Source organism: Streptomyces sp. TLI_55 (assembly GCF_900206255.1).
GTDB lineage: Bacteria > Actinomycetota > Actinomycetes > Streptomycetales > Streptomycetaceae > Streptomyces > Streptomyces aquilus.
Genome location: NZ_OAOJ01000001.1, coordinates 316,023 through 335,883 on the forward strand (window position 1 = coordinate 316,023; position 19,861 = coordinate 335,883).

18 protein-coding genes are annotated in these 19,861 nt (G+C 70.8%); 7 read left to right on the top strand and 11 right to left on the bottom strand.

Annotated elements, in window-relative coordinates; all coding sequences use genetic code 11:
* The first annotated feature begins 35 nt into the window (after nt 1-35).
* Nucleotides 36-1,154, top strand: a complete 1,119-nt coding sequence (locus CRP56_RS01590; protein ID WP_097259627.1) for a PrpF domain-containing protein — start codon at nt 36-38, stop codon at nt 1,152-1,154.
* Between the two features lie 97 nt (nt 1,155-1,251).
* A complete protein-coding gene (locus CRP56_RS01595) occupies nt 1,252-2,505 on the top strand; it encodes an SLC13 family permease (RefSeq protein WP_257039971.1) in 1,254 nt (417 codons plus the stop codon).
* Nucleotides 2,506-2,592: 87 nt separating this feature from the next.
* On the opposite strand, the gene CRP56_RS01600 is transcribed toward CRP56_RS01595, so the two are convergent.
* Nucleotides 2,593-3,558 carry a glycoside hydrolase family 6 protein gene (locus CRP56_RS01600; protein ID WP_097259629.1) on the bottom strand — a complete coding sequence of 322 codons (966 nt, stop codon included), beginning with the start codon at nt 3,556-3,558 and terminating at the stop codon, nt 2,593-2,595.
* Between the two features lie 203 nt (nt 3,559-3,761).
* Here CRP56_RS01600 and CRP56_RS01605 point away from each other — a divergent pair, with 203 nt between their 5' ends.
* Nucleotides 3,762-4,775 (top strand): LacI family DNA-binding transcriptional regulator, encoded by a 1,014-nt coding sequence (locus tag CRP56_RS01605; protein ID WP_179850924.1) that lies wholly within the window; start codon nt 3,762-3,764, stop codon nt 4,773-4,775.
* A 66-nt stretch (nt 4,776-4,841) separates the two neighbouring features.
* Here the strand turns inward: CRP56_RS01605 and CRP56_RS01610 are convergent, their stop codons facing one another.
* Entirely contained in the window at nt 4,842-6,452 is a 1,611-nt protein-coding gene (locus CRP56_RS01610; RefSeq protein WP_097259631.1) for a glycoside hydrolase family 43 protein, read from the bottom strand.
* A gap of 297 nt (nt 6,453-6,749) precedes the next feature.
* Here CRP56_RS01610 and CRP56_RS01615 point away from each other — a divergent pair, with 297 nt between their 5' ends.
* A complete protein-coding gene (locus tag CRP56_RS01615) occupies nt 6,750-8,396 on the top strand; it encodes a glycoside hydrolase family 27 protein (RefSeq protein WP_097259632.1) in 1,647 nt (548 codons plus the stop codon).
* Between the two features lie 28 nt (nt 8,397-8,424).
* A complete protein-coding gene (locus CRP56_RS01620; RefSeq protein ID WP_257039973.1) occupies nt 8,425-9,726 on the top strand; it encodes a cellulose binding domain-containing protein in 1,302 nt (433 codons plus the stop codon).
* A 59-nt stretch (nt 9,727-9,785) separates the two neighbouring features.
* On the opposite strand, the gene CRP56_RS48195 is transcribed toward CRP56_RS01620, so the two are convergent.
* Together CRP56_RS48195 and CRP56_RS01630 are read right to left on the bottom strand one after the other, a co-directional pair.
* A complete protein-coding gene (locus tag CRP56_RS48195) occupies nt 9,786-10,139 on the bottom strand; it encodes a hypothetical protein (RefSeq protein WP_257039974.1) in 354 nt (117 codons plus the stop codon).
* Between the two features lie 36 nt (nt 10,140-10,175).
* The gene (locus CRP56_RS01630) at nt 10,176-10,613 is read right to left on the bottom strand and encodes a winged helix-turn-helix transcriptional regulator (RefSeq protein WP_097273598.1); all 438 of its coding nucleotides are present in this window, start codon (nt 10,611-10,613) and stop codon (nt 10,176-10,178) included.
* 134 nt (nt 10,614-10,747) lie between these two features.
* On the opposite strand from CRP56_RS01630, the gene CRP56_RS01635 reads away from it, so the two are divergent.
* Complete coding sequence (locus CRP56_RS01635; protein WP_097273600.1) at nt 10,748-11,620, top strand: aldo/keto reductase family oxidoreductase; 873 nt, start codon at nt 10,748-10,750, stop codon at nt 11,618-11,620.
* A gap of 16 nt (nt 11,621-11,636) precedes the next feature.
* On the opposite strand, the gene CRP56_RS01640 is transcribed toward CRP56_RS01635, so the two are convergent.
* From CRP56_RS01640 to CRP56_RS01660, 5 genes are all read right to left on the bottom strand, one after another.
* Complete coding sequence (locus tag CRP56_RS01640; protein WP_097259634.1) at nt 11,637-12,224, bottom strand: 3'-5' exonuclease; 588 nt, start codon at nt 12,222-12,224, stop codon at nt 11,637-11,639.
* Nucleotides 12,225-12,291: 67 nt separating this feature from the next.
* Nucleotides 12,292-12,780, bottom strand: coding sequence for a universal stress protein (locus tag CRP56_RS01645; RefSeq protein ID WP_097273602.1), 489 nt, complete (start codon nt 12,778-12,780; stop codon nt 12,292-12,294).
* A 9-nt stretch (nt 12,781-12,789) separates the two neighbouring features.
* A complete protein-coding gene (locus CRP56_RS01650; RefSeq protein WP_097273604.1) occupies nt 12,790-14,049 on the bottom strand; it encodes an arsenic transporter in 1,260 nt (419 codons plus the stop codon).
* 106 nt (nt 14,050-14,155) lie between these two features.
* Complete coding sequence (locus CRP56_RS01655; RefSeq protein ID WP_257039975.1) at nt 14,156-14,746, bottom strand: hemerythrin domain-containing protein; 591 nt, start codon at nt 14,744-14,746, stop codon at nt 14,156-14,158.
* A gap of 26 nt (nt 14,747-14,772) precedes the next feature.
* Nucleotides 14,773-15,450, bottom strand: a complete 678-nt coding sequence (locus tag CRP56_RS01660) for an NADPH-dependent F420 reductase (RefSeq protein WP_097259636.1) — start codon at nt 15,448-15,450, stop codon at nt 14,773-14,775.
* A gap of 74 nt (nt 15,451-15,524) precedes the next feature.
* On the opposite strand from CRP56_RS01660, the gene CRP56_RS01665 reads away from it, so the two are divergent.
* Nucleotides 15,525-15,965: a winged helix-turn-helix transcriptional regulator gene (locus CRP56_RS01665; protein ID WP_257039976.1), complete on the top strand. Its 441-nt coding sequence runs from the start codon at nt 15,525-15,527 to the stop codon at nt 15,963-15,965.
* Here CRP56_RS01665 and CRP56_RS01670 read toward each other — a convergent pair.
* Nucleotides 15,941-17,767, bottom strand: coding sequence for a TerD family protein (locus CRP56_RS01670; protein WP_097259637.1), 1,827 nt, complete (start codon nt 17,765-17,767; stop codon nt 15,941-15,943). The genes CRP56_RS01665 and CRP56_RS01670 overlap by 25 nt on opposite strands.
* A gap of 126 nt (nt 17,768-17,893) precedes the next feature.
* On the bottom strand, nt 17,894-19,813 hold the full coding sequence (locus tag CRP56_RS01675) for a hypothetical protein (RefSeq protein WP_097259638.1): 1,920 nt from the start codon (nt 19,811-19,813) through the stop codon (nt 17,894-17,896).
* Nucleotides 19,814-19,861: the final 48 nt, after the last annotated feature.

The window sequence follows — 19,861 nt, forward strand, 5'->3', positions numbered from 1 at the left end:
CCCCTACCCCCGTTGATCCAGGAAGAGCCTCAGACGTGCACATTCCCGCGACCCTGGTACGTGGCGGCACCAGCAAGTGCTGGCTGTTCAACCAGGTCGATGTCCCCGCCGACCGCGGCGACCTCGAAAGGCTGCTGGTCGCCGCGTACGGCGCCACCGATCCCGTAGAGCTGGACGGGGTGGGCGGGGCGACCCCCACCACCTCCAAAGCGGCCGTCGTCAGCGCCTCGCCCCGGCCCGGCATCGACGTCGACTACCTCTTCGCCCAAGTCGGCATCGGCACGGGCTCGGTGGAGTGGACGAGCAACTGCGGCAACTGCGCCACCGGCGTCGCCCTGTACGCGGTGGCCAAGGGGCTGGTTCCGGTCACCGGCGACCAGACGCGGGTGGTGATGCGCAACATCAACACCGGCGCCGTCCTCGAAGGGATCGTCGACACCCAGGGCGGCGTGGTGCGCCACTTCGGCCGCCAGACGGTACCCGGCACCCGGGCCGGCGGGGTCGCGGTCGGCCTCACCTTCCGCGACCCCGCCGGCGACTCCGGGCGGCTGCTCCCCACCGGCCGGGCCGCCCAGGATCTACGGGTCGGCGCCGCCGAGCCGCTCCGCGTGAGCATGGTGGCCGCGGGCGCTCCGGTCGTCCTCGTCGACGCCGCCGGTGCCGGGCGCACCGGCGCCGAGACCGAGGAGCGGATGCGCGCGGACGTCCCCTGGCTGCGCGGCGTCCGTCATGCCGCCGCGCCCCTGATGGGGCTGCTCCGGCCGGGCGAGGAACCGGGCGACGCGGTGCCCAAGGTGGGCCTGGTCGGCCCGCCGGTGCCGTACACCACGCCCCTCGGTGAACGGGTGGCGGCCGAGGACTACGACGTGTCGGTGCGGATGCTGTCCATGAACGCCCCGCACCCCGCCATCGGTCTGACCTCGGCCGTGGCCGTCGCGGCGGCCGGGCTGCTGGAGGGCTCCGTGGTCTCCCGCATCACGGGCGGCCCGCGGGACGAGTGGCTGCGCCTCGGTACGCCCGCCGGTGTCGTCGCGGTCCGCTGCACCGACGTGCGGGACGGCCTGCCGCACCGGGTCACCGTGCAGCGCGCGGCCCGGCTGCTCGCCGACGCCCGGATCTACGTACCGGAGGGAGGCCAGCCGCAGGCCGCCTGAACCGCGCCAGACCTCCCCCTGTCACGCCGGCTCCCCGCCGCGCTGTCTTCGCGCCCTCGGGGCGCGCCCTCCCGTCCCCACCGCACCAAGGACAAAGATGTCTGCTGAAGTGATCTCCATAGGCGCCCTGTTGGTGATGTTCGTGGTCGGCACCGTGCTGCCGATCAACCTGGGCATCCTCGCCTTCGTGGCCACCTTCGCGGTCGGGACCGCCTCGCTCGGCCTCACCGAGGACGAGATCTTCGAGGGGTTCCCGGCGAAGCTCTTCGTCACCATCGTCGGCGTCACCTATCTGTTCTCCGTCGCCCGCCGCAACGGCACCATCGACTGGCTCGTCGCCGCCGGGGTGAGGCTGGTGCGCGGCAAGGTCGAGCTCATCCCCTGGGTGCTGTTCCTGGTGGCCGCCCTGCTGACGGCGTTCGGTACGTTCACCCCGGCCGCGGTGGCGATCCTCGCGCCGATCGGCATGAACTTCGCCTACCGCTACAAGCTCAACCCGCTGGTCGTCGGCATGATGGTGATCAGCGGCGGGCACGCGGGCGCGTTCTCCCCGCTGGCCGTCTCCGGTGCGCTGGTGCTCGGCCTCGTCGACAAGACCGACGTGCACGTCTCCGCCGTGACTCTGTTCAGCGCCAGCTTCGCGATCAACCTGGTGCTCGCGGTCCTCACCTACGTCCTGCTCGCCAAGCGTCCCGCCCCGCTGGCCGAGGGCGCCGCGGAGGCGGCCGACGACGAGGACCTCGCCGTCTCCGGCAGGCCCGACTGGCGGCAGTGGCTCACCCTCGGCTCCCTGGTCGCCCTCGTCGTCGGCGCGCTCGGCTTCCACCTGGAGATCGGCTTCCTGGCGCTGGCCGCGGGCTCTCTGCTGGCACTGGTGGACATGAAGCGGCAGGAGAAGGCCGTGGACGGCGTCAGCTGGTCCACCCTGTTGCTGGTCGCGGGCATGATGACGTACATCGCGATGCTGGAGAAGGCCGGCATCATCGAGGAGATCTCCGAACACGCCGCCAACCTGGGCGCCCCGCTCGTCGTGGCCCTGCTGCTGTGCTTCACGGTGGCCATCACCTCCGCCTTCGCCTCCTCCACGGCGATCCTCACCGCGATCATCCCGCTCGCCGTCCCCCTGCTGCTGTCCAGCCATCTCAGCGCCGCGGGCCTGATCGCCGCGCTCGCCGTCTCCACGACGATCGTCGACACCTCGCCCTTCTCGACCAACGGAGCGCTGGTCCTCAGCAACGCCCGCGGCGTGGACACCCGCCGCTTCTACCGCCAGGTCATCGGCTACACGAGCGGCATCGTCGCCTTCGGCCCCGTCATCGCCTGGGGCGCGCTGGTCCTGCCCTGGTCGTAGCACCCGTACCGATGGGGGAACCGGAGGGCGCCGAGCGACGTACGGCGCCCTCCGCCGCGAACGCGCACCGGCGTCGCTACGGCGGGATCAGTACCCGTAGATCATCTTGTAGGCCGCCTCGGGGAGGAAGTCCCCGGCCCTGGAGCCGGCGCCGATGCCGCAGTTGCCGTCCGACTCGCCCGGGGTCTTGATCCACAGCAGCATCTCGGCGCCTCCGCCCATCCGGGTGGGCGTGCCGATGCGGCGGCCGGAGGGGTTGCACCACTGGCCGTTGGAGCCGTTGCCGTTGCGGCTGGTGTCGACGACGAAGGGCTTGGTGTAGCCGTAGCGGGCGCTGAGTTCCCGGTTGACCGCGTCGCCGAAGGCGGTGTTCTCGGCGGTCGTGAGGTAGTTGGAGACGTTGAGCGAGAAGCCGTGGGCCTGGCGCAGGCCTGCCTCGTGGAGGCGCCGGGCCATGGTCGCCGCGTTCGTCCAGGCGGGGTTGCCGGCGTCCATGTAGACCCAGGTGTTGGGGGCCTGGCGGCTGAACTCGCCGAGGGCGCCGGTGAGCATGGCCTCGCGTTCGTCGATCTGGGCCTGGTTCATGCAGCCGTAGTCCCCGAGGGAGTCCGGTTCCAGGATGACGACGGCGGGGCGGCTCCCGATCCCTCCGGCGAACTGGGCGATCCAGCTCGCGTAGGCGGACGGTGAGGAGGCGCCGCCGGCGGAGTGGCCGCCGCAGTAGTCGCGGTTGTAGACGTTGTAGGCGACGAGGACGGGCAGCTTGTCGGCCTGGTCCGCGGCTCCGGCATAGGCCCCGGTGGCGGTTCCGATGGTGCCGCTCCAGGAGCCGAACCAGCGGGCCATCGGGGTGTTGGCGATGGCGGAGTTGATCGCGGGAGCCCGGCCGTCGCCGGGGTTGGCGGCCGCCCATCGCTTGGCCGAGGAATTGGGGTCCACATAGAACCCGCTCGTCATGGTGGTGGGGTCGGCCGCCTGAGCGGACGGTGCGGCGGCGAGCGCCAGCGGCAGGGCGCAGAGCGCTGCCGCCAGGGTACGGAGTCTGCGGCTCATCACAGGACCTCGGTTTCCTGGCAGGGAATGTCGGGGACTGGGAGCGCTCCCACTGGAAGCGGTCCCAATCGTGGATTCGGCTGGTTCAACTGTCAATGGCTGAGGCAGTGTTGGGCAAAACAGAGTCCTGCGGCGACAGATACTGGAAGCGCTACCAGTACCCCGACGTTGCGACTTCCCCGCCTGTGACAGACTCCCGCTCCATGGCAGAAGATCCGCCACGCAGACAGCCGACGCTCGACGAGGTGGCCGAACGCGCCGGCGTCTCCCGCTCCGTGGCCTCCCGCGCCCTCAACAACGCCCCGCACGTCAGCCGCGCCAAACGCGAGGCCGTCGAACGGGCCGTACGGCAGCTCGGTTACGTCCCCAACCCGAGCGCCCGCGCACTGGCCACGCGGCAGACGGGAGCGGCCGCCCTGGTCGTCTCGGGAGAGGATCCGTCGATCTTCGCCGACCCGTTCTTCGCCCAGGTCATCGTCGGGGCCACGGCCGCCCTGGAGGACGCGGACCTGCATCTGATGCTGTGTCTGGCCGCTTCCGACCGGGGCCGCAAGCGGGTGGCCGAACTGCTGCGGTCCAGGGGCGCCGACGGCGTCATGCTGATGGCACTGCGCGCGGACGATCCGCTGCTGCCCCTCGCCGAGGAGACGCGGATGCCCGTCGTGTTCGGCGGGCGTCCGGTCGGCGCGACGCCCCGGTGGTACGTCGACGTCGACAACGCCGGCGGGGCACGCGAGGCGACCGAGCACCTGGTCGCACGCGGCCGGACCCGGGTGGCCGCGCTGTGCGGACGGCTGGACACCGAGGCCGGTCGCGCCCGGTACCGCGGCTACCGGGACGCCTTGTTGGCGGCCGGCCTCGATCCGTTCCCGCCGCAGGAGGGCGACTTCACCGAGCCCAGCGGCGCCGCCGCCATGGCCGCGCTGCTGGCCAACCACCCTGACGTGGACGGTGTGTTCGCCGCCAACGACAACATGGCGGCGGGCGCGCTGCGCACGCTGCGCAAGGCCGGCCGGCTGGTTCCCGACGACGTCGCCGTGGTCGGCTTCGACGACCTGGCCGTCGCGCAGATCGCCGACCCGCCGCTCACCACCGTCCACCAGCCCATCCAGGCTCTGGGGCGGGAGATGGCGCGCATGCTGGTCTCGCTCGTCAACGGCCAGGACCCCACGCCGTTGATCCTGCCGACGCGCCTGGTCGTCCGCTCCAGTACCTGACCGCGGCAGGCCGACCCGCCACGGCAGGAGGGTCACCAGGGCGGCCGCGGCCGGCAGGGACGTCGTTCAGGGCGTGGACAGGTCGAACCGTGTGACGCGGACGGCGCCGCCGAGTGCCTGCGTGGCGTAGTTGAACAGGGCGAACCGGTAGCCCATGAAGAACCGCCAGTCGTTGCCCATCGAGAAGGCGGGGCCGAGGCGGGTGAAGGTGGTGCCGTCGGTGCTGTAGGAGAAGGTGCCGGGGCGTGCCGAGCCGGGGCGGATGTCCGCGTTCGCGCGCAGCCAGACGCGGGTGCCCTGAACGGGAGCGCTCGCGACCTCGGTTCCGGTGCCGGTGGTGTTCCAGTTGCCGTCCATGGTCAGCCCGTTGACCATCACCAGGCGCGTGGTGCCGCCGTCGCGCTTGAGGCCGATCCAGGCGGAGGAGTCACGCAGCAGCGCGAGTCCGGCCCGGTCGCCGTCCCGCATCGCGGAGTGGTCGAGGACGGCCGTGGCGGTGGAGGTGGGGCCCTGGATGCGGTGGGTGAGGGTGTTGCGGGCCCAGTAGAGGTCGTTGGTGACGGTCGCGGTGCGCAGGGTCAGGCCGTTGCCGAGTGCCCACTTGGTGTTGTCCGGGTTGTGGTTCCACTCCCATCTCGGTTTGAGGGTCGTGCCGTCGAAGGTGTCGACGCCGGTCATGGGGGTGACTTGGCGCGGTGGCGTGGGCACGGCCGGGCTCGGATACGAGGTGCCCCATGCGCCGTTCACGAGTTGCAGGACGGGCCAGCCGTCCGAGGTCCAGGTGACGGGTGCCAGGGCGGGCACCCGTCCGCCGGGGTAGGCGTCCACGAAGGCCAGGTAGTACCAGGCACCGCTCTGCGTCTGCACCAGTCCGCCCTGGTGCGGGACGCCGCCGCCGGGGATCGGCCCGGGCAGGTCGAGCAGGACCTGCCGCATGGTGTACGGGCCGAAGGGGCCGGACGTGGACTTGAGGATGTACTGGCCGTTGGCGGGGCGGGTCACGAAGATGTAGTACTGCCCGTTGATCTTGTAGAAGCGGGAGCCTTCCAGGGTGCCGACGCTCGACGGCGTCGTGAAGACCTGTTGGGTGCGCACCTGGGTGCGGCCGTCGGGCGAGAGCTGGGCCACGTTGATGGTCGTGTTGCCGTACGCCACGTAGAGGGTGTCGTCGGTGTCGACGAGCAGTCCCGCGTCGTAGTAGGGCGTGCTGATCGTCGTCAGCCTGTTCCACGGCCCTTCGGCGGCGGTGGCGGTGTAGACGTAGGTCCGGGCGAAGTCGATCTGGCCCAGCCAGTAGAAGGTCCTGTTGCTCGGCCGGTAGGCCAGGGACGACGCCCAGATGCCGCGCACGTAGCCGCGCGCACCGTTCAGGTCGTACTTGGCGCCGAAGTCGAGCGTGGGCACCGAGTGTCCGGCGATCTCCCAGTTCACCAGGTCGTACGAGCGCAGGACGGGCGCGCCCGGCGAGTAGTGCATCGTCGAGGCGGAGGCGTAGTAGGTGTCGCCGACGCGGATGACGTCGATGTCGGCGAAGTCCTGCCAGATCACCGGGTTGGTGAAGGTCGCCGCCCGGGCGGAGGCCCGGGCCGTGGGGAGGAGGGCGCCCGCGGCGAGGCCGGTGGCGGCCACCAGCGCGTGACGGCGGGACAGCTCGTGATGGGTCCATGACATATCCATGTGGGGGTGTTCTCCTCGCACTTCGTTCGGAGGAAGCGGCTCAGGCCATTCGGCATGTCGAACATGGATCGGCGAGTCGAGCAATCTGGATAGTAGAAGGCCGACGTAGGACGTCAAGACTTCACACACGATCGCAAGCCGCGTCGAAACATTCGAGCTGGGCGAAGTTCAGTTCTCGCAGGTCAGAGCCAATTATGTCCGGCGCGTTGACATGTTCACGCGCCTCTGTAACATCCCTGACACCGTGAGTTTCCGAACGAGGCTCGAAATTTCGAACCTCCTCCCAAGGAGCCCCTGGTGCCCAGACGCTCACGCGGACGACTGTTCCGCGTCCTCGCAGCCGCCGCCCTGACCATCACCGCGTCCGTCACAGCCTCCGCCCACTCCCCCGCCTCGGCCGCGCCGGGCAGCCCGGCCCTCACCCCGCCCCTGGGGTGGAACAGCTGGAACAGTTTCGGATGCGGGATCACCGAGACCCAGGTCCGCCAGGCCGCCGACGCGATGGTGTCCTCGGGCATGCGGGACGCCGGCTACCGCTATGTGGTCGTCGACGACTGCTGGTTCGACCCGCAGCGCGACGCGGCCGGCAACCTGCGGGGCAACCCGACCAAGTTCCCCAGCGGCATGAAGGCCCTCGGGGACTACATCCACAGCAAGGGCCTGAAGTTCGGCATCTACCAGGTACCCGGCGAGCGCACCTGCGCGCAGGGCACCGGCGCCTACCCCGGGTCGACGGGCAGCATGGGCCACGAGGCCCAGGACGCCGCCACGTTCGCCTCGTGGGGCGTCGACTACCTCAAGTACGACTGGTGTTCCTCCAGCGGCACCCGTGACGAGCAGGTCGCACGGTTCACGATCATGCGCGACGCCCTGCGTGCCACCGGGCGGCCGATCGTCTACAGCATCAACCCCAACAGCTTCCACGCGATCACCGGGGACAAGTACAACTGGGGTGAGGTCGCCGATCTGTGGCGGACGACCGAGGATCTGCTCGACATCTGGCAGAACGGCAACACCAACAGCTACCCGATGGGCGTCGGCAACGTCCTGGACGTCACCGCGCCCCTGGCCGCGCAGTCCGGCCCGGGCCACTGGAACGACCCCGACATGCTGGTCGTCGGCCGACCCGGACTGTCGCTGACCGAGTCCCGCTCCCACTTCGCCCTGTGGGCCCTCATGAGCGCCCCGCTCATGGCGGGCAACGACATCCGCACCATGTCCGCCGACGTCAGCGCCATCCTGCGCAACCCTCGCCTGCTGGCGGTGAACCAGGACACGCTGGGCGCGGGCGGACGCCGGGTGCGCGACGACGGCGCCACCGAGGTCTTCGCCAAGCCGCTCTCCGACGGTTCGGTCGCCGTGGGCCTGTTCAACCGCGGTGACAGCACCGCGACCATCAGCACGACGCCCGCCCAAGTCGGCCTGACCGGTGGCTCGTTCACCCTCACCGACCTGTGGACCGGCGGCACGTCCAGCACCTCCGGCCAGATCTCGGCGAGCGTCCCCGCGCACGGTGTCGCCGTGTTCCGGGTGACCGGCGGCAGCCCGCTGACCGCCACCACCTCACGCCTGCGCGGCGACGCCTCCGGCCGCTGCGTGGACGTCGACAACGCCTCCACCGCCGCCGGGGCCACCACGCTGCTCTGGGACTGCCACACCGCCGCCAACCAGCTGTGGACCACCTGGGCCGGCGGCGAGATCCGCGTCTACGGCGACAAGTGCCTCGACGCCTACAACCAGGGCACCACCAACGGCACCCGTGTCATCACCTGGCCCTGCAACGGCCAGAGCAACCAGAAGTGGACCGTCGGCTCCGACGGAACGATCCGCAACGCCCTCTCCGGACTGTGCCTCGACGCCAGCGGAGCCGCCACCGCGAACGGGACCCCGCTGGTCCTGTGGACCTGCAACGGCCAGGCCAACCAGAAGTGGTCGCGCGCGTGAGCAACCACGCCCCGAGAGAAGGAGTTTCATGAGCACAGGAATGACGAGGACAGGGACCCTCTTACGGTCCGCCGTGGTCGCGGTGCTGGTCGTCCTGAGCCTGGGCGGCACCGCGCTGGGCCGCGGCCAGACCGAGGCCACCCGCCCCGCCGCCAGCGTCACCGCCAAGGACGCCGCACCCGAGCGCGCCGCGGCCGTGAGCGCGGGCTGCGGCAAGACGCCCACCCTGACGAGCGGCACCTACACGATCCAGAGCGGCGGCAAGAACCGCACCTTCATCCTGCGCGTCCCGGACGGTTACGACCGCGACCACGGCTACCGGCTGATCTTCGGTTTCCACTGGCTGGGCGGCACCTCCACGGACGTGGCCACGGGTCGCACCGTGGAGACGGGCACCTGGGCCTACTACGGCCTCCAGCGACTGGCGAACAACAGCGCCATCTTCGTCGCACCGCAAGGCCTCAACAACGGCTGGGCCAACTCCGGCGGGGAGGACATCACCTTCGTCGACGACATGATCCGCCGCATCGAGTCGGACCTCTGCGTCGACACCACGCAGCGCTTCGCCCTCGGCTTCAGCTACGGCGCCGCCATGTCGTACTCCCTCGCCTGCTCCCGCGCCACCGTCTTCCGCGCCGTCGCGGTCCAGAGCGGCGGACAGCTCAGCGGGTGCAGCGGCGGCACCCAGCCCATCGCCTACCTCGGCGTGCACGGGCTCAGGGACAACGTCCTCGGCATCGCCGGCGGGCGGGCGATGCGGGACAAGTTCGTCCAGAACAACGGCTGCACCCCGCAGAACCCGCCCGAGCCCGCGCAGGGCAGCCTGACCCACCGGGTCACCACGTACACGGGGTGCTCGGCCGGACACCCGGTCGCCTGGGCGGCGTTCGACGAAGGACACATCGCCGCCCCGCAGGACGGGGCCCCCGGTGACAGCGGCAGGAGCTGGGTGCCGGGCGAGGTGTGGAAGTTCTTCTCGCAGTTCCAGACCTCCGACCCGTCACCGGGAACCGCCTCCTGCCGCGTCTCCGACACCATCAGCGCCTGGAACAACGGTCTGACCTCGAACATCACCATCACCAACACGGGCACCACCGCGATCGACGGCTGGTCACTGGCGTTCACCCTGCCCGCAGGCCAGACCATCACCTCCGGGTGGAACGCCGACTACTCGCCCACCTCCGGCCAGGTGACCGCCAAGAACGTCTCCCACAACGCGACCATCGCGCCGGGCGCGTCCACCACCATCGGTTTCCAGGCCACCCACACCGGCAACACGGCGGCGCCGACCGCGTACACGCTCAACGGCGCCACCTGCACGGTCGTCTGACCTCAACCAGCTCACCCAACGCCGCTTCCCGCCGGGGCCGTCGTTCCGGCGGGAAGTTGTCAGCGGCGGCTCCTGAGACGATCGACGATGCGCGTAAGACTCCGTCGCGACCGGCGCGGACGCGGCCGCATCGGAGGACGGCCTTCGGTTCCCGCCTCTCCGGCTTCGCCGGGGCTCCGCCCCGAGTGATCGTCCGGAGACAGGAGCGGCGCCCTGCGTTCTGCCTGAGCCACGATCTCGACATGCGATTCGTGCGCTGTGATGCGGAACGCCTCCTCGTAGGAAGCCAGGGCCGCGCTCATGGCGCCGCCCGCCAGACCCCGGCGGCGGATGCGTGATGCCAGCCAGGTGAAGAACCCCAGGACTGCGGCAAGGCCACCGATCAAGATCAGGTACGGCGTGAGCGCATCCATGGACGTCAGCCTAGTGGGCCGCGCACCGCGACGATGTCAGGCATCACCGCTCTCACGGTGTGCGAGAACCTCGGCCATGTGTGTCTGCGCCCAGTCCCGGAGCCCGCGCGTCATGTGGTGGAGCGAGAGACCGAGGTCGGTCAACTCGTAGGTGACGGTGACCGGAACGGTCGGCGTCACGGTGCGGGTGAGCAGCCCGTCGTGCTCCAGCGACCGTAGCGTCTGGGTCAGCATCTTCTGACTGACCCCGGCCAGAAGACGAGAGAGCTCGGAATAGCGGAGCGCCTTCGGAGCATCGGCGTGTGCGGCGCCGACGGGTCCCGGTTTGTTGTCGCCGCCCAACGCGCACAGGATCAGGACCACCCACTTGTCCGAGATCCGGTCGAGCAGCTGCCGACTGGGGCACTCCGCGAGGAACGCGTTGAACTCCACCTTGGCCTGAGCCCTCTTCTCGGCCGCCTTCATCGTCGTCAACTGATCGCACCTCTCACCGATCGGCGGGTTACGCACTCTCAAGTGCCTACTTCCTGACAGGAAGTTACTCCCCGATGCTGATCCAGGCAGCCGACAGGCGCCACCCCCTCGATCACCTGACGAAAGGCACCTCGATGAGCACGCCCTCCCGCCCTCTGCCCGGCGGCACCTGGACTCTGGGGGACATGACCGTCACCCGGTTCGGCTACGGTGCCATGCAACTGGCCGGCCCCTGGGTGATGGGGCCGCCCGCCGATCACGAGGGTGCCGTTGCCGTACTGCGGGAAGCGGTCGACCTCGGCATCACCCACATCGACACCAGCGACGCCTACGGGCCGCGTGTCGCCAACGAGTTGATCCGCGAGGCTCTGCACCCCTATCCCGAGTCACTGCACATCGTGACCAAGGTGGGTGCGACGCGGGACGCGCAGGGCGGGTGGCCCGTCGCCCGGCGCCCCGAAGACCTGCGCCGGCAGATCCACGACAACCTCAGCTCGCTCGGCCTCGACGTACTCGACCTGGTCAACCTCCGACTCGGCAACGCCGAGGGCCCCCGGCCCGGCTCCCTCGCCGAGCCGTTCGCGGCACTGGTCGAACTCCGACAGCAGGGCCTGATCCGTCACCTCGGGGTCAGCAACGCCACCGAGGAGCAGGTCAGGGAGGCACAGAGCATCGCGCCGATCGTGTGCGTGCAGAACATGTACAACCTCGCCCACCGCCACGACGACAAACTCGTCGACCGGCTCGCCACCGAAGGCATCGCGTACGTGCCCTACTTCCCCCTCGGCGGCTTCACCCCGTTGCAGTCCTCGGCGCTCTCGGCGGTCGCCGCCCGAGCGAAGGCGACACCGATGTCCGTCGCACTGGCCTGGCTGCTGCAACGGTCACCGAACATCCTGCTCATCCCCGGCACGTCATCGGTCGCGCACCTGCGCGAGAACATCGTCGGCGCGGGACTCCCCCTGTCCGACGAGGACTTGAGCGCGCTGGACGACATCGTGCGTTGACGGTCCGGAACGCTCTCTATACGACGTCGGCCGTGACGGGCCACGCCCCGCGGTCCAGCAGATCAAGGACGAGCGCCGCGATGTTCCAGGCGTCGTCCTCGCCGCGGTGGTGACGTCCCTCCAGCGGCAGTCCGGCGATCTGCAGAGCCTGGCTCATGCCGGGCTTCCTGCGCAGCCCGTACGCCGTGGTGAACACGGCCTTGGCGTTGGTGTGGGTGCGTTCCGTCGGATAGCCGAAGGGGTAGGCCACCCCGTCGGCCTGACTCTGCCTGGCGAACTGTCGGCGGTCGTACTCGCCCCAGCTCGCCCAGCGGCGCTCCCCGGCGCCGTGTTCCTCGACGAGGATCCGGCACGCCTCGGCAAACGTGACGCCGCGTTCCACCTCGGACTGGGTCAGGCCGGTCAGGTCCGTGCAGAAGCCGCTCACCGCCGAACGGACAGGGCGCACCAGGACACGGTGCCGTGACACGCGGCGCCGTGCCGACAGGTCCACGACCGTCAGACCGATCTCGATGATCTCGCTCACCGAGCCGGGCGGAGGTTGTCCGTCCCAACAGGTGGCTTCCACATCGATGACGTTCAGCAGGGAGGATTCGGCGCGCATGGCCCGAGGGTAGGGACGCCCGCCCGGTTCCGGCACCTCGATTTTTCTGCATAGGGGCCTTGTGCCGTCAGGGACGCGGCGGCGGAGGCGGCATGGTGGACAGGCCCGGCGACGCCTCGGGCCAGACCAGGAGCACCGGGCAGGGGGCGTGGTCGACGACGAAACGGCTGGCGGGGCCGAGACTGTGCGGGCCGAGGTGCGTACGGTCGCCGTCGCGGGCGAGGATCAGCAGGTCGCGGCCCTCGGCCGCGGCAACGACCTCTCGCTCGACGCGGCCGGTGCGCTCGGTACGCGAACAGGGGCGCTCCAGCCGGTCGGCCGCGGACCGCAGCAAGTCTTCTGCGGACGCGGCGGCGAGGCGCTCCAGTCGCGTGCCGGGATCGCGCTCGCGGTGCCCGCGGCCGAGCAGACCGGCGAAGGCACCGTGTGCCGCACCCGGGACGTCGGCCGGTGTGACATGCAGCAGGGCGATCTCGGCATCCGCCGAGGTGTGGGCGCGGGCGGCGTCCACACAGGCGGGCCAGGTGCCCTCGACGATCCAGACGACCACGGACATGGGCATGGGTCAGCCTCCTCCGATGACGGCCAGCGAGCCCCACAGTGCCAGCACGGCGGCGCCCAGGCTCGCGGGCACCGCGTACACGCCGAGCCGGGTGAATTCCTTCAGCTCCACCTCGCCCTCATGGGCGTGGACGATACGGCGCCACAGCAAGGTGGCCAGCGACCCCGCGTAGGTGAGGTTCGGGCCGATGTTCACCCCGAGCAGCACGGCGAGGACGGCGCCCGGACCCGACGGGGCGGTCAGCGGCAGCAGCACCAGCACCGCGGGCAGGTTGTTGATGACGTTGGCGAGGACGGCGGCCAGTCCGGCCAGCGCGAGCAGTTCCAGCAGCCCGCTGCCCTCGGGGACCAGGTGGCCCAGAGCCTCGTCGAGCCCGTTGTCGACGACCGCCTGGACCACGACACCGAGGGCCAGTACGAAGGCGAGGAACGGCACCGAGGTCGCGTCCAGCAGCGCCCGTGGCGTGGTGCGGCGGCGCAGCAGTCCCCTGACGGCGAGGGCCAGGGCGCCGCCCAGGGCCGCCCACGCCGGATCGATGCCGACCACCGAGGTCAGCACGAACCCGGCCAGGGTGCACGCCACGGTCACCAGGGCGAACATGGGCAGCCGTGGTGGGTCCGCGTCGGCGGGAGCCTGCGCTCCGGCGTCCAGGTCCGAGGCGAAGAAGCGCCGGAAGACGACGTACTCGACGGCGATGGCGGCCACCCAGGGCAGGACCATCAGCGCGGCGAACCGGGTGAAGCTGAGCCCGCTCGCCGTGAACGCCAGCAAGTTGGTCAGATTGGAGACCGGCAGCAGCAGGGAGGCCGTGTTCGACAGGTGAGTGCAGGCGTAGACGTGCGGTCTGGGGCGGGCGCCGAGCCGGGCCGCGGTGGCGAACACCACGGGCGTCAACAGCACGACCGTGGCGTCCAGGCTGAGCACCGCCGTGATCGCCGACGCGGCCATGAACACCAGCGCGAGCAGCCGCCGCGGCCGGCCCGCCGCGGTCCGCGCCATCCAGGCCCCGCACGCCTGGAACAGCCCTTCGTCATCGCAGAGTTGAGCGAGTACCAGCACCGCCGCCAGAAAACCGACCACCGGCCCCAGCCGTTGTACCTCGTCCAGCGCGTCGTCCAACGAGATCGCCCCCGTGGCGATCAGCAGCCCGGCGGCGGGGACGGCGACGACCGCCTCCGGCCAGCCGAAGGGGCGGACGACAGCGCAGACCAGCACCAGGACGAGCAGGACCGCGGACAGTGTCTCCGCGAGCTGGGTGTTCAGAATCGGGTCCTTCCGATCAGGAGCGGACGAATCGCCCCACGTCACACCGAAAGATATCCCTCACGCAAGCGGACACGCGCCCCGCCTCCGCCGAACCCATGCCCCTTCACGCCCCACCGAACCCGAACACCATGTCGGACCAGCCGGTGTCGGGTAGGCCGTCGTCGAGTGCCTCACTGATCGTCCGCTCTTCATAACTGAAGTGGGACTCCATGATCGCCGCCAGTCCGTCGAGTTCGCGCCCGATCGCCTCCAGAGCCGGGCCACGCGATGCGGCGGCTCTGTCAGCGAGTTCGCTCACCTGGGACAGGATCGAGGAGATCAGCCCATGGTCCTCGACAAGCTTCGACACGGTCGCTGCGAGATCCGGGCGTTGCCGTAGCAGTGCGGAGAACATCCCGTCGTCCTCACCCTGGTGGTGTGAGGTCAACGCGGCACAAAAGGCCAGGCAATGGGTGAGAAGTACGTCGTCGCTCAACCGGCGGTGACCGATACTCGTCCTGATCTCGCTGATCTGGCCACGGAGTTCTCGATGTGCTTGCGCGAGCTGCTGACTCAAGGCGACCACACGGTCGCCGTCACGGGAAGCCACAGAAAACGGCCCCTTCGGTTCCGCACCTCCATGTCTGACGCGACCCGTCACCGACACGCGATGCTGCCGGTATTCGATCACGCGATGCGGCGGCACAGCAATCACGGCTGCCCTTCGCAGCTGAGGGACGGCTACATGTCGTCGCCCTCCGCTTCCTGGCGGCTCGGCGGTCCGGCCGCGTAGGCCAGCGGAGGGGCGATCGCCTGGGCATCCGCTCCCTCTCCGACCCACAGGGCGATGAACAGCGCGGCGGTCGCTTCGAGGAGTCCCGCACGTTCGAGACCGCCGCCGGGCACGGCTTCACAGCCCACGTCCCGTACCAACTCATGCACGCGCGCGAGGGCCGTCTCGTCGTCTCCGCAGACCGGAACGGCCAGCGGTCGGCCGTCGAAAACCGGTGGCCGCATGCGCCACACGTCCTCGTGGCAGAGGTTGAAGGCCTTGACCACGTGGGCTCCCGGTGCCGCCGCGGCCAGTTGCTGCGCTGCTGAAGGGCCGCCGTCCGTCAGCAGCCGGAACCCCGGTCCCACCGGATTGGAGCAGTCCAGCAGCACCTTGCCGTCCAGGGCCGTGCGCAGGCTCCGTACCACGTCCCCTCCCGCCCCGAAGGGCAGCGCGGCCAGCACCACTTCTGCCGAGTCGGCGGCCGCGCGCAGGCCGGCGGACTTCGCGCCCTCTCCGATACGCGTCGCGAGCCGCTGCGCCCGCTGCGCGTCCCGACCCCCGATGACCACCTCGTGCCCGGCCCGCACCCAGTGGGTGGCGAGCGCGTCGGCCATGTTGCCCGTGCCCAGTACGCCGATCCTCATCACGCGGTCCCTCTCCTCGTCTGCTTCGACCGTTCACACCGAAGCTAGAAGGCCGTTCGGGCACCATTTGGTACGTGACCACCGACGCCTTCCTCGCCGACTGCCGCGCCCGTCTCGCCTTCGACCTGCTCTCCAACACCTGGAACGCCGTGGTCCTCTGGGCACTGCGCGACGGCCCGAGCCGCCCGGTCGAACTACGGGAGCGGATCGGGGGCATCAGCTCCAAGGTCCTCACGGAGACGCTGCGCCGACTGCAGTTCAACGGCCTGGTCGACCGGCAGACGGCCCCTGACACCCCATCACGGGTCGAGTACCGACTCACCCCGCTGGGGCGGACCTTGCTGGCACCGATCGACGCCTTCGGCGCCTGGGCCTTCGAGTACGGCGATGACGTCATGGCCGCGCAGGAAGCGGCATGCGCGGGCCCTCCGTCATCGCCGGGATCGACCTGTTCGTTCCAGCGAGACGGCTCTGCAGGGGGACCTGCCGGCTATTCGGCGACGTCGACGCCGTAACCGCGAGCGAGGTCGGCGAGGCCATGGTCGTAGCCCTGTCCCACGGCACGCAGCCGCCAGCCGTCCCCGCGGCGGTAGAGCTCGGCAAGGATCATGGTGCGTTCCGTGGTGGCCGCGTCGAGGGTGGCGCGGGCGGTCGGGGCCGCACCGATTCCGCAGGTGGCGGTGATCTCGATGGCACCGACGTCGGCGAAGGTCGCGGCACCGTCGATCGCGGCGGCGACGACGACCCGGTGAACCTCCAGGGGCAGCCGCTCCAGGTCGGCGGTGACGGCCTGCTCCGTCGGACCGTCCGGGGTGAGCCTCACGGTGCCGTCGGGGTGTTCGGGCGCGCCGTAGAAGACGAAGTCCTCGTCTCCTGCCACCTGTTCGCCCGCGTCGACCGCGAAAGCGACGACGTCCACGTCACACACGGCCTGCTGGCGCCACACGGCGGCCACCGTCCAGGCCGTGCCGGTGTCCGTCAGATCGAGGACGGCGCCTCGGACCAGGACCGCCGCCGTGTCCGGTCGGCTTGCGGCCGCGTTCCGGGCCGACGCGGGCATCGCCGACGTCGTGGGGGCGAGCAGCCAGGCGGCGTCGTACACGCGCAGGCCGAGCGTGGCGACACGGCTCATGCGCCGGTCCGCCTCCCCGCCGGGCAGCACGACGACGTCGGACACGCTGGCGGAGAGGTTGACCGCCGCGGAGGCTCCCAGGGCGACGGCACGCGCGCGTGCCTCGACGGCCTCGTCGTGGGTGCCGCCCAGGACCAGCACCCTGCGCCCCGTGAGCGGCTGATCCGCCCTGGCAACGGACGCTGCCGGTGTGGCGCTTCGCTGCGTCGGAACAGCAGGTGTCGGCGCAGGCGGTGCGGTGGGCGCGGTGGAGCCCTGGCGGGCGGCGCCCTTGGCCTGGCCCGGCTCTACCGCCTCCAGCAGGCGCAGGTAGGTCGGCTCGTCCACGAGGGGGACACCCTCGTTCGCGGCACGCTTCAGCTTGGCGGAACCGGCACCGGGGTCGTTGCTGACGATGACGCTGGTCTGGCCGCTGACCGACGTCATCATGTTGAGCCCGGCCGCCACCGAGCGGGCGACGAGTTCCTCACGAGCGACCCGGGTGTCCCCGGTGATGGCCACCTTCATCCCCTGCACCAGCGGCCCACCCGATGCGAGCCGACCCGGATTGCGGTACGCGCAGGGCGTCTTGGGCACGTACGGCCGGTAGTCCTGGCGCGGCGGACACTCCAGGAGCGGTAGGGCCAGGCCCAGTTGCTCGGCGGCGCTCAGCGAGCCGCGCAGGATGCCGGACAGCACCCGTACGTCGTCCTGCGCGTCGTGGGCCTTCTCCTGGTGCACGCCGTAGTGCGCGGCGAGCGTGCCCAGCTTGAGGTCGGGCGTCGACGGCCCGACCAGACGGTTGAGGGCCAGCGTGCACAGCCGCCTGCTCACCGGGACCCAGGAACGGACGTGGGCGAACTCGTGGGCCAGGAAGTCGTAGTCGAACTGGGCGTTGTGGGCGACCAGGACGCGGCTGCTGAGCAGCGCCCCCACCTGCGGTGCGATCTCCTCGAACGTGGGCGCGCCGACGAGACGGTCCGGAGTGAGGCCGTGGACGTGCACCGGGCCTGGATCACAGCCCGGGTTGAGAAGGGTCGAGAACTCCCCTGTCTGGTTGCCCTGTGCGTCCAACGTGAGGATCGCCAGCGAGAGGACACGGTCGCGGCCCGGTCGCAGCCCGGACGTCTCCACGTCCACCAGCGCCCAGTCGTGGAAGTAGTCAGGCAGAGTGGGCCACTTCGGGCCTGACGACAGCAGGGCCATGCGGGGCTCCCCCTCCCCTGGCGCGGCGGGCGACGGGCCCCTCCACGATGATGATCGGCCCGTGCATTTTTGCATATGCCGAGCGCCGTTCGTGGTGGATCTGTGACGGACAGCGACACGCAATGGTCAGTGGCGCTCCGCCACGGCCGCCGCTGCCGCGGCCAGGATGCGGTCCAGGACCGGGGCTGGGATCGCCGGGTTGGTGACCGCCGTGTGTGCTGTGTCGCGGTCGTGCAGCAGTCCCGCCAGGACGCGGGCCGGCAGTCGCGGATTGCGTGTCACGGTGTCGCGGACGTGAGCCGCCGGGTCGCTGAGCAGCCGTACCGCGTCGGCCGGTGACAGCCGGGGGTCCTCAGCCGCGCGGCGGCGCACCTCGGCTTCGGGATCCCGGACCAGGTGTGCGACGTCGGCCGGTGTGGACTCCGGGTCGTCCAGTGCCAGGCGGCGCATCCGGCCGCTGGGGTCGGTGATGTGGTGGAGCAGGCCCGTACGCGGGAAGTTGGGGTGGCTTCGCGGCCGGCCGGGGTGGCTGAAGCTGCCGTCCCACCAGCGCCAGACATCCAACAGCAGCTCGCCCGGCGCGTCTTCGCACGATTCGGCGAGGAACAGGCGGACCGCCCGGTCCTCGTCGCGCGCCAGGTGCGCCACGACATCCGGCGGGAGGCGGCGGGCTCGGGCCACACTGCGGCGGATGAGCGGGTGGGACGACGCGGCGAGACGGCGCATCGCGTCTGCGTCCGCGTGCAGTTCCTCGACCCAGGCAAGGGTGTACGACATCGACGTCGGGTCGAAGTCGTGGCGCACGGCGGTGCGTTGCTCCTCGGTGAGGTCGGGGCGCAGCGCCACCGTGGAGCGGATGTCGGCCTGCGGATCCCGCGCCAGTGCGGCGACGCCGTACGCGCTCAGGGCGGGGTTGGCGGCCAACGCCAGACGCACCTCCGGGTCCCCGTCCCGGATCAGTTCCGCCTCCAACTCGGGCTCGAGGCGGCACCGTTCGAGGGCCTGCTGTGGGTCGGGCAGGGCGGCGAGAATTTCGCGGGGCATCGGTACGGCGGTGTGGTGGGCGAGCAGTGCAGCCGTGCGTACCGCTTGGTCAGTGTCAGTCAGCAGCCGCTCACGCAGAGGCTCGGCGAGTTCCTTCCACCGGGTACACGCCGCCTTCCGGACCCGGGCATGCGTGTCGGTCGCGAGATCAGGAAGGTGCTGTGCGGGGAGGTCCGGAAGTTCGGCGGCCGCTGCTCGGGACGGGCCGGCGAGGAGGTCGTCGTACACGTCGTCGGGGAGTCCGGCGCCCCAGACGCGGGCGCGCTGCGCCCAGAACACGCGTCGCTCCGGTGACGGTTCGGCGCGCACCAGTCGTACCCACTGATCCGATGTGAGCTTGGGCCGGAACGTGTCGGCGGGCCTCGATCGCACCTGCGGGTCCGGGTGTGCCACGGCGGCGTCGAGGACGGCGGGCCGGTCGCAGCCGTGCAGGAAGCCCGCTTCCACGTCCAGCAGCCGGATCAACTGTGCGTCCGTGGCTGCCGGATTGGACCCGAGCCCCTCGGCCCAGTGCAGGGGCCACGCGGGCCGGCCAGGTACCGCCGCCCACACCTCGGCGCGCTCGGCCTCCGTCTCGCTCCCGACGACCTCGGCCGCCTCCTCCAACCGCTCCGGCAGTCGGTCGAGGGCCGTCACCCGAGTGCCGTCCGCGACGGGCAGCTGCGCCAGCAGCACCTGCCCGTCGAGGGACAGCGCCACGAACCCGGGGTCGCCGGTCAAGCCCGGCACGCCGCTCCCGGTGTGCCGGACCCGGGTCCAGCAGGAGTCGTTGCCGCCGATCCGGTAGCCGAGCACGGCGACGAGGAACTCGCCGCCGGCATCGCGAAGGCGGCGCCACCACGCGGCGTCCAGCGCTTCGCGGGCCGTCCCGTCCGGCGCCGCGACCCCGCGCGCGATCCGCCAGGCGGCCTCCGGCGGGAACAGGCTGCCCGGGCGTGTTTCCTCCACGACCCTGAGGTCGGCGCGTGTCAGCAGGTCGTGGAGATTCTCTCGGCGTCGCACGCGGTCATGATCTCCGCCGCCGAACGGTGGGACAAGGCCCGCCCGATC

Excerpts from the sequence above, each read along its gene's own strand:
- CRP56_RS01610 (WP_097259631.1), bottom strand. The coding sequence starts at position 6,452 with ATGGATATGTCATGGACCCATCACGAGCTGTCCCGCCGTCACGCGCTG.
- CRP56_RS01660 (WP_097259636.1), bottom strand. The coding sequence starts at position 15,450 with ATGAGGATCGGCGTACTGGGCACGGGCAACATGGCCGACGCGCTCGCC.
- CRP56_RS01600 (WP_097259629.1), bottom strand. The coding sequence starts at position 3,558 with ATGAGCCGCAGACTCCGTACCCTGGCGGCAGCGCTCTGCGCCCTGCCG.
- CRP56_RS48195 (WP_257039974.1), bottom strand. The coding sequence starts at position 10,139 with ATGGATGCGCTCACGCCGTACCTGATCTTGATCGGTGGCCTTGCCGCA.
- CRP56_RS01595 (WP_257039971.1), top strand. The coding sequence starts at position 1,252 with ATGTCTGCTGAAGTGATCTCCATAGGCGCCCTGTTGGTGATGTTCGTG.
- CRP56_RS01635 (WP_097273600.1), top strand. The coding sequence starts at position 10,748 with ATGAGCACGCCCTCCCGCCCTCTGCCCGGCGGCACCTGGACTCTGGGG.
- CRP56_RS01620 (WP_257039973.1), top strand. The coding sequence starts at position 8,425 with ATGAGCACAGGAATGACGAGGACAGGGACCCTCTTACGGTCCGCCGTG.
- CRP56_RS01605 (WP_179850924.1), top strand. The coding sequence starts at position 3,762 with ATGGCAGAAGATCCGCCACGCAGACAGCCGACGCTCGACGAGGTGGCC.
- CRP56_RS01640 (WP_097259634.1), bottom strand. The coding sequence starts at position 12,224 with ATGCGCGCCGAATCCTCCCTGCTGAACGTCATCGATGTGGAAGCCACC.
- CRP56_RS01670 (WP_097259637.1), bottom strand. The coding sequence starts at position 17,767 with ATGGCCCTGCTGTCGTCAGGCCCGAAGTGGCCCACTCTGCCTGACTAC.
- CRP56_RS01645 (WP_097273602.1), bottom strand. The coding sequence starts at position 12,780 with ATGTCCGTGGTCGTCTGGATCGTCGAGGGCACCTGGCCCGCCTGTGTG.